Here is a 17,751-nt window from a genome sequence, read left to right as displayed (position 1 = left end):
CATCTTTAGTGCCACGATTATTGCCAGCACCAGAGCCAAGAAAATTACAGCTGATGGCGCAGGCGAAAACGAATTGACGACACTTACAAAGCCCTTAATTTGATCCATAGCAGCCCCTCATCTCGTAATTGACGGCGAGATGATAACCTGGAAAAAATAGAAATCAAAGCTTCTTTCTTTATCTAATTTACAGATTGCTTGAAATCAATTAAAATCTCCGTCATTCCCCATATCGATGGGGATGAACCGCTTCTATCTTTGTCTTGATGAAGCAATATCATACGTTCCCCGCACTAGCGGGGACTTCCCCAACAAATCCAAGCTTGGCCGAATACGGGCTTTGCCCCTCGATCAAAGGCAAAACCTCCAGCCAGCGCAAGGCTTTTTGTTCGTTTTTCAAAGCTTCAATCTGCGGTTTCAAATCATCCGGTATTTGCCGACTGACTTTTTTCCATTCACGTTCCGGCAACTTAATCGTGCTCAATGCCCAAGCATAACGATCGACATCGGCGTAAGGTTTAAGCTGACCGTCAACCAACAATGCCAATGCCACCGCAACACTGTCCTCTTCGCTAAGACGTGTCGGGATTCGGGTTTCCTCATCCCAATCGCCGCTTTTCCGGGTATAACCTTTCTCCAGCTTCAAACCGTTCAAATCGGCCATGCTCCGCTGAACCATGGTTTTGCCTTCCGCATCGAACGACGCTTCTTGCAATGCAAGCGGTATCCGAGCCTGCGCTTCCTCGGAATAGACACCTTCGATCAATTCCCGTGCGTCATCCGGCATCGCGAAGCCGCCTTTATCCTCCAACAATCGCACCGACAACCAAAGTTGGCCGATATGCGGATAAACCGCTTGGGTGCCGGCGTGATCCGGTTTCAGCCAAGCTACATTTGCATCGTCCGACGGCATCGGTGCATACAGATAAAACACTGGCTCGCCGCGGCCATCTTCCGAGCCTTGTTCTCGCAAGCGGCTGCCTAGCGCATCGCGGATATGGCGACGCAAGCGGCCGGCGCGTTGAATCAACAAATCGATAGGTGCCAAGTCGCTAATCAACACGTCGAAGTCCAAATCCAAAGATTGCTCGACGACTTGAGTAGCAATCAGAATTTGACCTTTGCGGGTATCATGCCCTGATGGTTCACCAAAGGTCTGCAAGGTGCGGTTTTCGATGGCTTGCCGGTCTATCATTGCAAAACGGCTATGGAACAGTGCCACAAGGTTGGCAGAAAAGCCGCTGCTCAGCAGGGTTTGATAAGTCTGGCATGCGGATTTGACAGTATTACGTATCCAGCAGACGCAGTGGCCTTGCTCGATGCTTTGCCGAATTTTGGCGATGATTTGGTCTTCACTATCCAACCGCTGAACATGAACCGTGCGTTTGACTTCGGTTCGGGTATCGATGGGCGTTTCCAGCGCTGGTGCCGGGGCGTGCGTCGCCAACGGGTACGCTGCCGGATAGGCCAAACTCGGACCTTCCAATCCGAGTCCTCTATGAAAAGATACGGTCAGATTTTCGCGCATAGTTTGCGGCAAGGTGGCCGATAGCAAAATCGCACTGCCGCCCTGGCGGGCATGGGCTTCCAATAACGTCGCCAGCAGCTTTTGCATATAGCTGTCGTAAGCGTGAACCTCGTCCACCAATAGCACTTTGCGGCCCAAGCCCAACAGCCGCAAGGACTGATGGCGCGCCGGCAATACCGCCAATAAAGCTTGGTCGAGCGTGCCGACGCCGACATCGGCCAGCAAGGCTTTTTTGCGGCTGTCCGCCAGCCAGGCGTTGCAGTAAGCGGTGGCGCTCAGCTCCTGATCTTCTTCGAGCCGACCGCTTTGATAATCGACATCGATATTGGCTTGTTCGGCCAGTACCACAGAATCGCGAAACGCTTGCGACAATTCACGGGCACCGTGCGCCAGGACCAGAGATGGCTGTTCGCCGGTTTGATAAAAACTGCGGTAAACCTTGCCCAAACGCTGGTACATAGCGTTGGCGGTCGCCATGGTTGGCAAGCCGATGTACAGACCGTCAGCCAAACCTTTTGCAATCAAGCGTTGAGTCAAAATCAGCGCCGCTTCGGTTTTTCCGGCACCGGTGACGTCTTCGAGGATGAAGAGCTGCGGTTGATCGGTAAACGGCTCTTCGACGGCATATCGTTGTAGAGGAGTTGGTTGTTGAATGAAAGGGAACAGGGTTTGCACTGAATCGAATTGTCCGGCAACGGGCGACTTCGGCAAATTGGCTAATGCTTGTTCAGCCTTTACCAATGCGATGTTTTCCCAATAACCAGCAAGCTTCATCGGCTGGTCGCAATAGCCGAAATACTCCTGATTCGAACCGAGCCAGTCGGCTATTACCGCGATGCCAGCCAATTGCCAGGACATGGGCTTCAGGCGCTTGCTTAAGTTTTTATCTGTTAACGAATGGAACTCAAAACCACTCAGTAAGCAATCGATCATGTCTTGAACGAAGGCCAACGCAGCTAGTTCGTCGTTGGCCTCGAAGAAATTGCGAAGCCGAAAACTATCCAATTTCGGTGGCATGCCATGGTGGCCGGTAACGATTTCCAGCCAGGAATCGATTTTGTTGATCCAAGCAGCGTGCTCTGGCGGAAAATTTTGCGCCAATTTTTCTTGCAAAAAGTCGCGCCAAAGCGCGAACCCCAGACTATCGTGACGTTCCGAGTAAGTCATTCTCGGATTCGGTTTTACCAAATCGCCGGACAAATTCGTTCGCAAACCTTGAAAAGCCCGAGCAAACTTGCCCAAATCGTGCAACGCCAGACAAAACGTAAACCAACGTTGAAGCCAATTCGGCTCGACTTGTAGCTTTACAGCCAGTTGTTTACAAACCGGTGTTTCTGGCGCCAACCAACTCCACCCAACCGCCGCCACATCCAAACAATGGTAAGGCAGTAAATGGGAAGCCGGCCCGGTTTCGGTTTCCGGTTTGGCTTTACCCCAGTATTGGAAATAGGATGCTGTCACGCTCAATCCTTGGTTTGTTTGAAAATCCATATCTTGCGGACATTATCCGCCGCCAAATAGTGTAGTCGTTTGTTAGCCTTCATCCGAAAGTAACCGATTTACCAGTTAATAGTTGCGGTAAACTGTACCTCATAACTAAATTGGCATGCAAATAAAGTTTGCATATAATCATGACTGATAACGAGCAGGATTTATTACTCAAGTGGGACGTGCGCCAGCGCTTGACGTTGCTGGAAGCCACCGTTTTCTGGACAGGAGAGTTGGTAACCAACTTTTTGACGGAAACCTTTGCCATTAGTCGGGTGCAGGCTACCAAAGACATCGCACTTTACATATCGCTACGGCCGGACAATCTACGTTACGACCGCTCATTGAAGCGCTATCTGATTACCGACCAATTTGTTCCGCTCTTGATCACTGGTCACCCGCATGAGTGTTTGCATGTGCTGCAGGCAACACAGAACTCGTCAGCATCGATACTCACTTTAATCAGTAACTTACCCGCTGTTGAGGTTGTCTCAGCCCCGATGCGCCTAATCGATATTGCCGTTTTAAGACCGATTTTACAGGCGGCGCGTTTCGGTTTACTTCTTGAAATCGAATATCAATCCATGACCAGGCCCGAGCTGGCTGCGCGCCTGGTGCAACCCAAAACTTTAGTATTCGATGGTTTGCGTTGGCATATGCGGGCTTTTAGCCTGACCCATGGCGAGTATCGCGATTTCGTGCTGGCGAGAATTTGTGTGGCCACGTCAAAAGGTAAACCGGATTCGCCCAGCCCTGTTGATACGGCTTGGGAAACATTACTGACTGTTAATATAGGTCCACATCCTGGCCTAAGTACATCCCAGAAGCAAGCAGTCGAACGCGATTATGGGATGATAAACGGATGCATTTCGACGCAAGTCAGAGCGGCACTATTGCCGTATTTTTTGTTGGCACTTCGTATTGGCAACGACGATTTAAAACGCGAAGCCATCACTCAACAAATCGTTTTGCTCAATCGTAACGAATTGGGAGCCTTTATTGATTTTAACTAAGTAGTGAGCTTCGTCACCCAGCCATTAGTATGTTGATCACTTCTCAACCGACTAGTCCAAGTTGCAGCCCATTATGGCGTGATCCAATTTTCCCCAAACTCTGCCAGATTGCGTATTACCGCCTTGTCTGTAACCAATGTTCGCCAAGTTGCTTTTAACAAACTCTGCTCCCGTCATCATTTGGTAAGCCTTATCTTAGTTAGCATTAGTAAATATCCCCCGGCAAAGCCGGGGGCTTTATGTTGTGAACCGCTCAAAGCGGTAAATAGGGTCGCTAACGCGGCCCTTTAACTTTAGCCGCCAATAGGCGGCGACTCATTGCCAAAGGTTCATTTGTTCGATTCGTTGGTCTTCCTGTTCTTGATGACGGATATACTCCCGTATCATCGTTTCGTCCCGGCCCACTGTCGAAACAAAATACCCCCGCGCCCAAAAATGTTGACCAACAAAATTCCGCTTCTTTTCACCATAAACACGGGCCAAGTGAATCGCACTCTTCCCTTTGATGTATCCAATCACCTGCGACACCGCATATTTCGGCGGGATCAATATCAGCATATGCACATAATCCGGCATCAAATGGCCTTCCAATATTCGGCTTTCTCTCTGACTAGCTAAGCGCAGAAACACTTCACCTAAATGCTTTCGCAACGCCTTATACAAGGTTCGACGGCGGCATTTCGGTATAAACACCACATGATATTTGCACCCCCATTTCGAGTGACTTATGCTCTCGTTCTCGTCCATCTGGTTCTCCTCTTGCGTTTGCTTGGCGGCTCACGCTACCGAGTTTCCTGATGGACTCCTCTAAATGTCAAACTCCTGCTGTCTCCCCGGCAGAGCCGGGGGATTTCTCATTTTTGGTTAAGACATATTGCAAACCAACCCGCTTTAGAACCTACTCCAAACCTTATGATCGGATAATCCCATCATAACTAGAACAGTTTATCCAGATTAGTAGTCATATTGACCCGCCACTTCCGGTGGTTTGCAATGAATCGGGTTCATCAATCACTGACTCGTCCTCGGTAACAGTATCCGGCTCATCCTGAAGCCCAGATTCTTGCCGTGCCAACCGTAACTCTTCACCATGCCCTTGCGCATACGCCTCCCGATGCGCCTGCCGTTCGATGGTAACAATTCGATTAGCCAAACGCTGTAACCGTTGCTGCCAATGGTATCGGGCATCTACGCAATGCTTATTGTCGATGACCTGGCATAGCCACAAGCTATCCATGACCATCATCAACTGATCGAGAAGCCGAATCAGCTCTACAAACTGGGCGATTTGCGGCGAGGCAATCCGAGCGACAAATTCGCTAGGATGGGTGTAGGTGGGTATTTCAGCAATCCCGTTATCGGTTTTCAATTTCTCCAGCCGGGCTTTTTCTTGCTGAAGTTGTTCGGCGCATTCGGTAATCATCATGCTGACAATGGCTTCAATTTCATCGACGGCTTGTTCCTGGCCGACGATCCGTAAAATCACATCAATGGCATACAAAGACCGAATCAAACGCTCATAACTATTGCGTATGACCCGAATGGCTTGCTCGCTGTTAATTTTGAAAGTTCGTTCAAACACCGGACGACTAATCGCAGTTCGGGCGGGTTTATTCGGTGCGGAAGTTTCAGCCATTTGCGTTCCTGGTTCACGATAAGAAATAGCGCCCGATAGTAAGCCAAGATTTTTTAATGCCCTTTGCAGCTAATGACGAATACGACATTAGCTGCAAGGTCCACCCAAATGTTTTCTGCTTCAATGCCACCGACAGTTGTTGGCCGGCCTAGCCTGTTCAGATTTTTCAGTAAGGCCGATTCCGGTTAGCAACTCCACCCAACTCTTCATGTTGTCTTTCAAGACGGCTGAATCCGGCATTAGCCGGCGTTCCGTTATTAGGCGGCGGCGATGATTTTCATCGTCGTGTCAGGTGCGTCAAGCCTGATGTGTTTTTGTTTTTACCCTGTCCGGGAATGTATTTTCCCAACCGGGATGATGCCTCAAGGACGATTCCCATCACCGCGCAGATGGGCTTATTTCTTAACTGTCGGGCGCGGTCGATTGGAGGATTTGATCATGGCAAACCGTGGTGTGAACAAAGTCATTTTATTGGGTCGTCTTGGAGCCGATCCGGATATTCGGTATCTGCCCAATAACGGCGGCAAAGTAGTTGCGGTGCGTTTGGCGACCAGCGAAATCTGGAAAGACGCAAAAAACGCCAAACAAGAACGCACCGAATGGCATCGGGTGGTTTTTTTCAAAAAACTGGCCGACACCGCCGGTGAATATTTAAAGAAAGGTAGTCAGATTTATGTGGAAGGCACGCTTCGCACCCAGCAATGGGATAAAAACGGCGAAAAACGCTACCGCACGGAAGTCGTGGCTCATGAACTGCAAATGCTGGATCGTGCAAGCGATACGTCTGGCACCAATGGCACGTCTCAGTCATCTTCATCATCCTCTGCGCCTGATACGGCCGGTATGGATGAGGATTTTGATGATATTCCGTTTTTCTGATCAACAGCATTGAGTGACTTCCGGCCAACCGGCTTGATCTGATCACAATTTGCCGAATAGCGTTGCTATCTCGGTGTTTTTTACCCCATGGGGACGTCATTCCCCGGCTGGGGCATTGCGTCCTCACTTTTTAAGGAGACACGCAATGAGCAATCAATCCCGTACCAATTACCCACCCAAAACCCGCAATCTGCTGATGCCGATTGACGCAAACCAGGTCTATGGCCTTTCCGAGCAGTCCTGGAAAGTGCTTACCGAAGTGACTTTCCCCACAGCTAAAACCCCGGAAGCCATCCTAATGGCTCTGGATTACTGCAAAGCCCGCAAGCTGGATATTTTCAAAAAGCCGGTGCATGTGGTGCCGATGTGGAGTGCTGCTTTGGGGCGTAATGTCGAAACCGTCTGGCCGTCCATTATGGAAATCCAGACCACCGCCTCGCGCACCGGGGTTTGGGCCGGTATGGATCGCCCCGTATGGGGGCCCGATATCACCAAAACCTTTACCGGACGCTACAAGGACGACAACGACCAATGGCAGGAATCCAGTGTCACCGTGACATTTCCCGAATGGGTTGCGGTAACCGTGTACCGGATTGTCAGCGGCAAGCGCTGTGCCTTCACCGAAGAAGTGTATTGGCAAGAAGCCTATAGCACCGCCGGTGGTAAAAACTCACAAGTGCCCACCGCCATGTGGATCAAACGGCCGAAAGGTCAGTTGGCCAAATGCGGTAAAGCGGCTTCACTGCGTGCGGCCTTTCCTGAGGAATGTGGCTATGCCGCAGAGGAAATGGATGGCAAAAGCATCGACGAGATCCATGATGGCAGTGTGATTAATGGCACAGCCAGTCGCGTTGACGAAGCAGCGTTTAGCGATGATGCGATCGTTGGCACGGTCGAACCACCAAGGGTGATTGATCTATCAATGATTTCACCCAAGGTGCAAAAAGCGGTCAGTGAACTGGTCCGACGTACCGCGTTGGCTGGAGCCTGGAAAGCGGCTTACGACTATGCCAACAACAAGTTTGTCGGACTGGATTTGACCTTTGCCATTGCGGAATTGGACAAAGCCTCGACAGCGGCCGTGGCAACGTCTACAGATGCCCAGCATCCGATTGACAGCACGGCCATGCCGCCGATGTCCGATCCTGCTTCTGAAGCGCTCACCCAAGCACGGGAAACGCTCGGGACGCATCGCTAATCGGTTGTTGTTTTAACTTTTAACTGCCAGCAAATCGCTGGTCATTTTAAACCCTACGGGCGTCTTGCATCGCCCCTGGGGTGCATGTCATGGCGCCTTTTTTATTGAAGGAGATGTCATGAATGCTATTGACCAATCATCCAACCGCATACCCTGTCATACCGACTGGCATCGTTACGATTCACCGACGGTGTTACGCCGGCATGGACGCAGTTTCCTGGAACGCAGCTTAAATCCAGGTAATCCAGTCCATGAAATCCAGGTGCCCACCCCATCTGAATTGCAAAGTATGGTCGAAAGTTATGGTGGGCTTTATCTTGCTCATGCCGATCAGACTTTACTGGTCTTTGCCGACTATCACTGGGCCAGGCGTTGTAATCATCAACTCATGAAACGCGGGTTGTCGACACTACGTCTGGGCTGTCATATTCGCTTGCAGGAGCAACGGTGATGAACATCATCAATGTCTCGCAACGATCACCGGAATGGCGTTTATGGCGTTCACAAGGGGTCAGTGCCAGTGAAGCGGCGATTATTATGAATCGTTCGCCGCACAAAACCCCTTGGCGGTTGTGGGCCGAAAAAGTTGGCCTCGTGCTCGAAGCAAACCTGGATAACAATCCGTTGATTCGCATCGGTATCGCGCAAGAACCCGAAGCCTTACAACGCTTCGAGGAACAGCACGATGTCATGCTGCTACCGCTTTGTGCGGAATCCGAGCAGTTTCCACTGATGCGAGCGTCGTTTGATGGCTTATCGGACGCTAACGAACCGGTAGAAATCAAATGTCCGCATGAATCGACCTTTCTGGATGTCATGCTCAACCGCGAACAGTCTGAAGCCTATCAACTTTACTGGTGCCAAGTGCAACAACAAATTTTGGTAGCCGAGGCGCAACGGGGTTTTTTGTATTTCTACCATCAAGGTCAGGACGTGACGTTTGAGATCCAACGGGATGAGGCTTTTCTCAGTCAGTTGGTCGATACCGCCATGGAATACTGGGCCAAGGTCAAAAACCGCAAGGAACCTGACAAGCAACCGGAGCGGGATTTGTATTTGCCGCAAGGTCAGTCTGAACAGCAATGGCAGCAACTGGCGGCGAACTATCGCAGCCATGCCACGAAAATCGACGACCTGAAAGCTCAGCTTAAAGCTTTGGAAACCCATCAAGCGGACATCGAGCAAAACCTGGTGTCGTTAATGGGTGAGTACTTGCTGGCTGAACATTCCGGATTACGGGTAAGTCGTTTTCAATCGCAAGGCGCGATTGATTACAAAGCGGTGCTGAAGGCGTTATTGCCTGATGTTACCGAGGCTGTACTCGACCGCTACCGTAAATTGCCCACCCCAAGGGTGCGCATTACCTGTCGTGATGACAGCGGTCGCTTGGCGGAAGTGTCCTTTGATGCGGAAGCCTTGAAAGACATGGTCGGTGCTGATTTCTGGTTCTGATCTCGGATTTTGTCGTCAGTGAGGAAAATTTAGTTCGAAAACAGTTTAGCTGTTTGTTAGGACACACGCTGCTCCGGTGTAAGCCGGCGTTTCGCTGTGAATTAGCATGAAGGTCAATCGCTTTCATGTGCCAGGTGCATCAAGCCTGGTTTGCAGTCCCGTTGGGGTTCATCACCCTAGTGGGTCATGGTGACCCCTTCCATCAACCAAGGAGGTCGCTATGAATAAAGACTTTTGGAAATGCCTGTTTTGCTGGTTGGAAACGGCCAGTGTTGACGAGATTAGGCATAAGCAATGCGTGGTTCGGCAAATGCTCGATCAAACCCGAGATCCGGATTTAAAAACCGACATTCGGCGAATATTGCGCTTTATGGACGAGGAAATGCTTGCCCGTGCGGAATTGGCGAACCTGATGCGACTGTCAGTATCGATGCCGCGCTAAAGTTAGCTTTGACACCGCTATAACCTTTTATCGTTCAATGTATTAACCCCCCTGGCTAGCCAGGAATTTATCTCAACCCGACGGGGACACACTACCCGTCAGGGAAATGGTGTGCCTCGTGTTGCGGGTTCAACCCAAGCATAAGGAGTTCACCATGTATCAATCCTATTCGATTGCCGACACATTCGGCATACCTGCACCAGCCGCCATGAAAGTGGAAGGCTTTATCCCTGGACAAAATGCCTATATCCCGGCGCAAAAGCCGTATGTGTTTCGCAAGGATCACTTGCGCGATGTTCTGGCGTTTTTAGGCGCACACAATGGCGATGGCTTATACCTGACCGGTCCTACCGGTTCCGGTAAAACCTCGTTGTTGGAGCAAGTCGCTGCGCGTCTCAATTGGGGCGTGCATTCGGTCACCGGTCACGGTCGGCTGGAACTCAATGATCTGCTGGGCCAGTACATGCTGGTCGACGGCGGCGCGATGAAGTGGATCGATGGTCCGTTGACCCTGGCAGTTCGCTTAGGGCATGTGCTGTTGATCAACGAAATCGATGCCATCGATCCTGCCGAGCTGATTGGCTTGAATGAAATTGTCGAAGGGAAACCTCTAACAATTCCGCAGACCGGCGCTGTGATTACTCCGCATTCCAAGTTTCGTTTGGTGGCCACCGGCAATAGTGCTGGGTCTGGCGATCAGTCGGGCTTGTACCAAGGGGTGTTACGGCAGAACCTCGCTTTTCTGGATCGGTTTCGTTTGATGGAAGTCGGTTACCCAGAACCTGAAGACGAAATGAAGCTGTTGGCCGATGTGGTGCCAAGCATGCCGGAAACGGTACGCGAAAGCATGATCAAAGTCGCCAATCAGATTCGTAAAGTCTTCATTGGCGGTGCGGATGGCGGTGGCATGTTATCAGTGACCTTATCCACGCGCGGTTTAGTGCGTTGGGCATCATTGGTTGCCACCTTCAAAAGTGCGCCCAATGCCTTGGCCTATTCCCTGGATCGGGCCTTGACCTTTCGGGCTGAACCCGCCGAACGCGAAGCGATTCATCGGATCGCCAAGGATGTGTTCGGTGATGACTGGCAGGTCTAGTCATGGCTGCCTGGAATTTATATCGTCATCGTAACAGTGACGGCAGTTCCAAAGACTGGGCAGTCAGGAGTAATTCGGATGGTTCAATTACGACACGTTGGGGCAAAACGGCATCCTGTTTACCAGGTGTCAGTAACCGTAGCGGTGTTCGGCAATTCGACATCGAAAAGCAAAAACAGGCCAAGGGCTATGTGTTGGTCGCCGAGGTGGAAATTGATGGTGATGGCAATGTGGTGTTTCCGGGTAATGCTTCGGCAACTCCATCACCATTGCCTGAACCTGATTCAAATCCCGAACTCGTGCCAACACCCCCGGTCGAGGTACTGTATTGGACCATTGATTGCCATGCAAAGCAGCCGGTTCGAGTGGAGCTGGGTATCGAGGTCAGGCGACTGATCGGCGTTATTCAATCCGTATCGGATCAGCAATCTAAGCCTGAAAAATATTGGGATGGCTGGCAACAATTCATTGATGCCACCCTCAATGCCGAAACCTTTGAACTCAGTGGGCAGATCAAATCAGTGCATGGCGTTTTGCCTTGGCTGTTTTTACTGGCGCTGAAAGCAAAAGGCTTTAAAGGCGTGGAGATTGATATTGCCACCGAAACTGCCCGAGATCTCTCGGTCGATCTGAAAGCTGAACAAGATGTGCTGGTGTTTTTTGGCACCGGTCTGGACAGCATTCGTGACACTGCCGAAGTCTTAGGTTTGCTCAAACCCCGATTAAATCTGGCAGCGGCCATGTCCCACACGGACGACTGCTGGTTTTAACCGGTTTTTTATTTTCATTAAACCCGACAGGGGCACATCGGCCCCAGCGGGGATGGGTGTGCCTCTCATTTTAGGAGGTTCCCATGTCCCATGAAACGCAAGTGATCTTAGACCGCGTGGTCTTGGTAAAAGTGGACGCCAATATCTACGGTGCCCGCAAGAAACTGAAAAAAGAAGACCTGGTGCTGGCCGACGGTAGCAAATTGCCGCCGGAGGACTTAGCCAGCCTGGGTTCAAAACGTTTGCTCGATCCCGATAAGCTGACGGTATTTAACCGCCTGAAGAAAGAAGCCGAACGCATTTGTTTGCGCGTTGGCACTCGCTTTCTGGGGGGCTTTGCCGTGCCGGTTGAGTCCGCTGCCAGTATTACTGCGGAACTCGAGCGCATAGCGCTGGATTTTGCTGCAGCTAAAACCGAGTTTATCGCCGGTTACGATGCGGCGGTGACGGACTGGGTGGTTCGCCATCCGGAGTTCGCCGGCATTATCGAGCAAGCGGTGGATTCGGTGGAGTTTGTCTCAACGCGGTTGTCGTTTGATTTTCTGGTGGTTAGCGTTGGTTTACCCGAGGGCTTGCCGCCGGCGGACATTGCGCGTCTGGACAGCAAAATCGGTTCGCTCAGTGAGCAGATGTTCTACGAAATATCCGTAGAAGCCAATCAACTGATCGAGCAGTCGTTGCTGGGCAAGGAGCAAGTAACGCGTAATGCGTTACGGCCGATTCGCCGCATGCGGGACAAACTCGATGGCCTGGGGTTTTTGGATCATCGGGTCGCACCGGTCGTCAGCACCATTGACGATCTGTTGGCGAGAATCCCCACCAAAGGCGCCATTGAAGGCGGCATTTTACAGGAGATTATGGCCACGGCGATGCTGTTGTCTGATCCGGATAAAACCCGGCGGCATGGTGAAGGCTTGTTGGTAAATCAAACACCCGTTGTTGAAGAGACGGATGTTGATGAAATCGTCGATCATGCAGAGTTAGAACCACCAACGGTACTAACAGCAACAACAGTCGCAGCAGAACCAACACCACTCATCGTTGAAAGTGTTTCAGACAGTCCCGATTTTACCGATCTGTTTGACGGCATCTTTGATGATGAACTTGAAGCGGATTCTGCAGCGGATGACTGGGCGATTGAGGTCTTGCTGGATAAAAGCCAGGCGTCACTGGACACAGTTAACTTTGCTGATGAATCCAACCACTCAGAGAATTCAGCAACACCTGAAACGGTGATTGCAGGAAGCGATGACGAGGCGGACGATTCTGACCAGGATTACTGGTTCTGATCTGACGCCATTTAACACTTTACCCACTGGGGCAAATTCATGTCCCACTGGGGTCATGGTTTGCCCTTAATTTAGGAGCACACCATGAAAAATAGAACCTTACACAACGCATTTCCCATCGTCGCGGCCGCCATCGGCAATCGCTTTGGCGTCAAAGTCAGTGTCGGCGGTGATAAAGCCGAAACCGATGGGCAAACCATTTGGCTGCCGGCCTATGAGGGTGATGATCCGGATTACCAAGATGTCGCCTGGGGACTGTTGGCACATGAAGCGGCGCATATTCGTTATTCGGATTTTTCGCTGCGCTATGGCAGTTCGGTATTACGCCGGCGCTTATGCGGTGCCATCGAAGATGTCCGCATTGAGCATGAACTGGCCAAGGACTTTCCGGGGACACGGCTGACGATACGCACTGTGATTGAAAAGATGATAGTCAAAGGCGACTTTGTCGCCAGCAATATCGAGGATCATCCTGCCAATATTCTCTACAGTTTTGTATTGAAAAATTTGCGTGCAAGGGTACTGGGTCAAACTGCCTTATTACCTTTGGTCGCGCAAACCGAAGTGGCACTGAAAGCGAAATTTCCGAAAGGTGCCGTAACGCGGGTGAAAGGCTTGTTGTCCGAAGTGCCGCAGGGTTTGCAGTCAGAAAGCGATTGTCTGCACTTGACCGACCGTATCCTGACCATGATCGAGCAGGAATTCGAGCAACAACGGCAGCGTAATCAGGCACAGCCAGCGGCAGATGAGGACACACCGCCTGAACCGGATGATACGGATCAGGCCGCTCTATCAGCAGTTTTGAACGGTTCGAACGGCTCGGATTCCGAGGATGATATGGAACACGATCAACGTTTACCTGCCGATAATGACGACGAACAGTCGTCAGAATCCGGTGGTAACGATGATTCAAATCCGGAAAATCCTGACGATGACCCGGCAACGCCATCCGGCAGTTCGACATCCAACCCGCAAGGTGAGGATGAAGAAATCGCGGAGATTGCCGATCCGATGGGCGTATTGCAAACCTTGTTGTCCGCTGGTGACAGTGACATCGAGCAGGATTTCTTCGAATCGCTGAAATCGGCGTTGTCGTTGGCTGTGGAAAACGTTTCGGAATTACTGATGCCCAGTGGCCACGAGCCAGCGATGGATGATCGAGCCGGTGCGTTTTTGCTGCGTAAGGTGCAAAGCGAATCGGGGAAAATCCGCGCCGCGTTGCAAGGCTTGGTGCAGTCACAAACCCTCAGCCACTCGCAACACGCGTGTCGTGGACGGCGGATGGATGGCAAGCGTTTACACCGCTTGCCGTTAGGCGAAACCAAGGTGTTTCAGCGCAAACAGACCAAACCAGCACCCAATACGGCGATTCATCTGTTACTCGATAAATCCGAAAGTATGGGTTATCAGGTAACCGATAGCCAAGGCCAACCCATCGGATCGCGTATGCCGATTGCGATGGAAGCCACCTTGGCATTGGCGATGGCCTTTGAAGGTATTCCAGGGGTTAATCCTGGCGTCACCGCGTTTCCTGGGTCTCACGATGACTCGGTATTTCGCTTGCTGGAACATGGCCAACGCGTGAATACTCGAACCGGTGCCTTTTCGCTGGCCGCCACTGGCAGTACGCCGATGACCGAAGCAATTTGGTTTGGTGCTGCCTCGCTGTTGCGTTGCCGGGAACCGCGCAAAGTGTTGATGGTCATGACCGATGGTCAGCCCAACGACACTTTGAGTACGCTGGAACTGTTACAGCGTTGCCGTGATAGCGGTATTGAAACGGTCGGCGTAGGATTGGGATTGGATGTCAGTCATCTGTTCCCGGTTGCCATCACCATTAACGATCTTTCAGAGCTGAGAGCGCAATTGTTCGAACTCTCGAAATCGTTGTTGTTGGCGGCCTAAGGCCAGTCAATTATCCGTAGTCCAATCCTTGGCTAAAGCCTTGGATTGTGGCTACGGGTAGCTGATTGCAACCGTAGTTTGTCGAATGCACTCAATTCATGGAGCCCATTCGACAAACAGACATTTCATGCGTTCTTTCCAGAATGCTGAATCCGACTTTGGTCGGCGTTCCGTCATTAGGCGGCGAGCACGTTAAACCGTGATCGTGTCGGGTGCGTTAGGCCCGATGTAAAGCGCAGAGATATTACTCTCTGCAAATTCTAAACCCACTTCGGGCGACCATCGCCCGGCCGGGTGCTGTTCATTCGAAGTGTTTTCTTAAATTTTTAAAGGAGAACTTTAATGAACTTTATTTTCGGCATCATTATTTTGGCGCTGTTCATCCTCGCCTTGCGGGTGATCTGGGCAACTGCGTTGCAACTGCTGAGCGCATTGAAACATGTGTCTCAAACGTTTCACCGCTATCGTGCGCAACGATTAGCAGGAAACCCGTTACCGGTGATTATGCCTCAAATCCGTCATGAGGTGGATTGGGTGGCCATGTCCGATTCGGTGCGCCAGGAAATTCAGACGCGCAATCATAGTGTCAATCGTGAGGTCGTTCGACTGGAAGCACAATTACAGGCTAAGTTAAAAACCATCGATATCTATGAGGCAGATATTCAAATCGCTAAGCTGGAACGGGAATTATTGAAGATCAAACCAGTGATCGAAAATCCCGAGCCTGAAGTCAAAAAACCTCGGCGCTCGAAAAAGCAATCGGTTGTGGTTTCTGACTCAGCGGCCCAGAAAATTCCGCACCAGGTATCCCAATTACGGGCAGCACTGAAAGGCAACGGTTTATCCGTGCCGGTCAGTGAGTCTGTCCGCCATTGAAAACCGCAAGCGTCGCACCGGTTTGTGTCATTACGGTGCGTACCGGGCTAGCTAAATCAATCTTAGGCTCGTCGAAACGAAAGCTATCCGGCAGCAGCGATTGGAGATCCAGAAAGGTTTCCCGTCGCAATTGTCGGATATTGCTCAACAACTCCCAGGCGCGCTTCGGATCGTCGATATTTTGCAAAACATCGGCTTCCGCGGCATCCAACTTGGTCAAAATTGTTTTGCAAAGATTTAACGCATTCAGTCTGGGATCGAGTGGTATTGCCATCGATTTTCGTACTGGTTGCGCGCTCTCAGTCTGCTTAGGACTGAGGAAATCAAAAATGCGCAAAATATCGTCAAACATGGCTATTTCTCTGCTTTTTAATGAGTTATAGCCACCATATACCGATTTTTTCGCGAATTCAACCCCGCTGTATGGGCCAATTTTTGGCTTTAATCAGCGTTCTTTACCTGCAGGAACCTCATCCTGCCGGGTGGTCGTTCCTGCATTTTTTGGAGGACATCACCATGACATTAATCGAACAACCAAGCGTTACCGCAATGCAGACCGACGTCAGCACCGTTCGTTATCTGAATCAGTACCGCTGCCCTTACTGCCAAACCGAATGGGAGGATGGTTGGGATTGCGGCTGTAACGATCGCTGCCCGGACTGCAACAAGGAAATCGAGCGTTATGAAAGCGCATTGATCGAGGGTGAATCGGCGAAAACCGAATTGCCAGTTGAAGAACCAGCCTCAGCCAATATCACGCCAGAAGGCATGAATCGACGTTTCGTAGTCTCCTACGAAATCGACTATGTGCACCGGGTGGCGGTGGGTATTACCGCGGACAGTCCCGCAGCGGCACAACAGCTTGCCGAGCAAGCATTCAATGACGCCACGATTTGGGATGACACCGCTGCCATGCCGTTATTGTCCGATGAATATCATGAATCGGAGGGTGAAAGCTTGGTATGGGAAAGCGTTGCCGTTGCACAGTTGCCGGAACCGGATTATTCGGTACGGCAATCAAAGAAGGAACAAGCGGCCATGCGGGTTTGCCGGGGTTTGATTGAAGCCTATCAACAAGGCGAAGCCAACGGCGGCAGTATCGATTGGGACGACTTGGATCGGCTGATTCCTGTGGCGTTACAAGCCTTGGGAAAAACAGCTCTGGAAATCCAATCCTAAAAACTGAGCGCGGTGTTTAAGCGCGCAATTTGTAAAAGTCTGAGTTAGCCAGGTCATTCGATTCGGCACTCATTTTTATCCACCCACACGGGAATGTCCTATTCCCGCCGGGGAATCGTGATGTTTCCGTATTTTATTGAGGACAACATCATGAACTCACACATCTTTGAACACACGTTCGGCACGGGTCATTGCATCCAATATCAGCGTTTGCCGTCCGGCACCTGTTATCACGCCGATACACCAGAACCGGTGGTCGAGTTGCTGGAACAGTTGCGGTACAGCCGACGCAAAATCCGACTGTATTACGGCGATACAACTACCGGTCAATCCTGGCTCGATGAGCATGACGTCATCGGCTGGATTGGTAGGTCGACCGGCACCATCAAAGTGCCGCTATTGATCGAACCCGGCGATGTTGGCGGCCCGGCATTGCTGGACCATTGCATCGTTCGTGTAGACAGTCCCCGCCAGGTACTTTACCAACATGACGACTTTCGAGTTGGCGAGGTGGAACTAGTGAAAGGTGAGCTTAAACGCTTGCCCTGGGAAATCTGCATCGACGGTGCAGTGCATGCCCGTTTTAAATCCAAAACCGAAGCCAGACACTTTGAGAGCTTTATTCAAGGTAATCGGTTTTCGTTTATTTAATCCCACTTGGCTGGAAGCTGTTTATCCTGCCAAGGTTACAGATCCAGCCTGCAACATTTTCTTGGAGGTTGATATGCAATCCGATTTTGAACCAATCTTGGGGGGTAGTCAGCGCTATTGAATTGATCCAGGCACTCGATGTCGTGGTCAATTTGGCAGAAGGCGATTGTCTGGAAACGACTGACCCTTTAATCGCAAGCGATCCGGCATTATTGCTAGAAGCGCACTGCCAATTGAGGGTGTTAGAGACCTTTAACGCATTTTTAGCAAGGCTAGCCGACAAACCAATTGCTCAAGCCTAAAACAACATGATTTAACCACTGGCCTAACCAGAATTACCCGCCTCGGG

General features: G+C 50.9%; 18 protein-coding genes. 14 read left to right on the top strand and 4 right to left on the bottom strand.

Going from position 1 to position 17,751, the window contains the following annotated elements:
• Positions 1–277 precede the first annotated feature (277 nt).
• The gene (gene cas3, locus EBB_RS17640; protein ID WP_223146862.1) at positions 278–2,989 is read right to left on the bottom strand and encodes a CRISPR-associated helicase Cas3'; all 2,712 of its coding nucleotides are present in this window, start codon (positions 2,987–2,989) and stop codon (positions 278–280) included.
• Positions 2,990–3,159: 170 nt separating this feature from the next.
• Here cas3 and EBB_RS17635 point away from each other — a divergent pair, with 170 nt between their 5' ends.
• Positions 3,160–4,029, top strand: a complete 870-nt coding sequence (locus EBB_RS17635) for a BrxR family helix-turn-helix transcriptional regulator (protein ID WP_192395087.1) — start codon at positions 3,160–3,162, stop codon at positions 4,027–4,029.
• A gap of 315 nt (positions 4,030–4,344) precedes the next feature.
• On the opposite strand, the gene tnpA is transcribed toward EBB_RS17635, so the two are convergent.
• Entirely contained in the window at positions 4,345–4,776 is a 432-nt protein-coding gene (tnpA, locus tag EBB_RS17630; RefSeq protein ID WP_192395086.1) for an IS200/IS605 family transposase, read from the bottom strand.
• 214 nt (positions 4,777–4,990) lie between these two features.
• The gene (locus tag EBB_RS17625) at positions 4,991–5,665 is read right to left on the bottom strand and encodes a hypothetical protein (RefSeq protein WP_192395085.1); all 675 of its coding nucleotides are present in this window, start codon (positions 5,663–5,665) and stop codon (positions 4,991–4,993) included.
• A 438-nt stretch (positions 5,666–6,103) separates the two neighbouring features.
• Between EBB_RS17625 and ssb the strand changes: the two genes are divergently transcribed.
• From ssb to EBB_RS17575, 10 genes are all read left to right on the top strand, one after another.
• Positions 6,104–6,544, top strand: coding sequence for a single-stranded DNA-binding protein (gene ssb, locus EBB_RS17620; RefSeq protein WP_192395084.1), 441 nt, complete (start codon positions 6,104–6,106; stop codon positions 6,542–6,544).
• 145 nt (positions 6,545–6,689) lie between these two features.
• Positions 6,690–7,742, top strand: a complete 1,053-nt coding sequence (gene bet / locus EBB_RS17615) for a phage recombination protein Bet (RefSeq protein WP_192395083.1) — start codon at positions 6,690–6,692, stop codon at positions 7,740–7,742.
• A 118-nt stretch (positions 7,743–7,860) separates the two neighbouring features.
• Positions 7,861–8,193, top strand: coding sequence for a hypothetical protein (locus EBB_RS17610; protein WP_192395082.1), 333 nt, complete (start codon positions 7,861–7,863; stop codon positions 8,191–8,193).
• Positions 8,193–9,194, top strand: a complete 1,002-nt coding sequence (locus EBB_RS17605) for a YqaJ viral recombinase family nuclease (protein ID WP_192395081.1) — start codon at positions 8,193–8,195, stop codon at positions 9,192–9,194. The genes EBB_RS17610 and EBB_RS17605 overlap by 1 nt, the downstream gene beginning before the upstream one ends.
• A 220-nt stretch (positions 9,195–9,414) precedes the next feature.
• Entirely contained in the window at positions 9,415–9,636 is a 222-nt protein-coding gene (locus EBB_RS17600) for a hypothetical protein (RefSeq protein WP_192395080.1), read from the top strand.
• A 154-nt stretch (positions 9,637–9,790) separates the two neighbouring features.
• Positions 9,791–10,732, top strand: a complete 942-nt coding sequence (locus tag EBB_RS17595; protein WP_192395079.1) for an AAA family ATPase — start codon at positions 9,791–9,793, stop codon at positions 10,730–10,732.
• 2 nt (positions 10,733–10,734) lie between these two features.
• Entirely contained in the window at positions 10,735–11,502 is a 768-nt protein-coding gene (locus EBB_RS17590; RefSeq protein WP_192395078.1) for a hypothetical protein, read from the top strand.
• Between the two features lie 83 nt (positions 11,503–11,585).
• Complete coding sequence (locus EBB_RS17585; RefSeq protein WP_192395077.1) at positions 11,586–12,791, top strand: DUF3150 domain-containing protein; 1,206 nt, start codon at positions 11,586–11,588, stop codon at positions 12,789–12,791.
• Between the two features lie 84 nt (positions 12,792–12,875).
• A complete protein-coding gene (locus EBB_RS17580; RefSeq protein WP_192395076.1) occupies positions 12,876–14,696 on the top strand; it encodes a VWA domain-containing protein in 1,821 nt (606 codons plus the stop codon).
• 342 nt (positions 14,697–15,038) lie between these two features.
• A complete protein-coding gene (locus EBB_RS17575) occupies positions 15,039–15,572 on the top strand; it encodes a hypothetical protein (RefSeq protein ID WP_192395075.1) in 534 nt (177 codons plus the stop codon).
• On the opposite strand, the gene EBB_RS17570 is transcribed toward EBB_RS17575, so the two are convergent.
• Entirely contained in the window at positions 15,550–15,924 is a 375-nt protein-coding gene (locus EBB_RS17570; protein ID WP_192395074.1) for a hypothetical protein, read from the bottom strand. The genes EBB_RS17575 and EBB_RS17570 overlap by 23 nt on opposite strands.
• Positions 15,925–16,088: 164 nt before the next feature.
• Between EBB_RS17570 and EBB_RS17565 the strand changes: the two genes are divergently transcribed.
• From EBB_RS17565 to EBB_RS17555, 3 genes are all read left to right on the top strand, one after another.
• Positions 16,089–16,751 (top strand): hypothetical protein, encoded by a 663-nt coding sequence (locus tag EBB_RS17565; protein ID WP_225587578.1) that lies wholly within the window; start codon positions 16,089–16,091, stop codon positions 16,749–16,751.
• 150 nt (positions 16,752–16,901) lie between these two features.
• Complete coding sequence (locus EBB_RS17560) at positions 16,902–17,402, top strand: hypothetical protein (protein WP_225587576.1); 501 nt, start codon at positions 16,902–16,904, stop codon at positions 17,400–17,402.
• A gap of 86 nt (positions 17,403–17,488) precedes the next feature.
• A complete protein-coding gene (locus EBB_RS17555) occupies positions 17,489–17,704 on the top strand; it encodes a hypothetical protein (protein WP_192395072.1) in 216 nt (71 codons plus the stop codon).
• The last annotated feature ends 47 nt before the right edge of the window (positions 17,705–17,751 follow it).

It is taken from the genome of Methylomonas fluvii, assembly GCF_014850975.1.
GTDB lineage: Bacteria > Pseudomonadota > Gammaproteobacteria > Methylococcales > Methylomonadaceae > Methylomonas > Methylomonas fluvii.
This window is presented reverse-complemented; position numbering and strand designations above follow the sequence as displayed.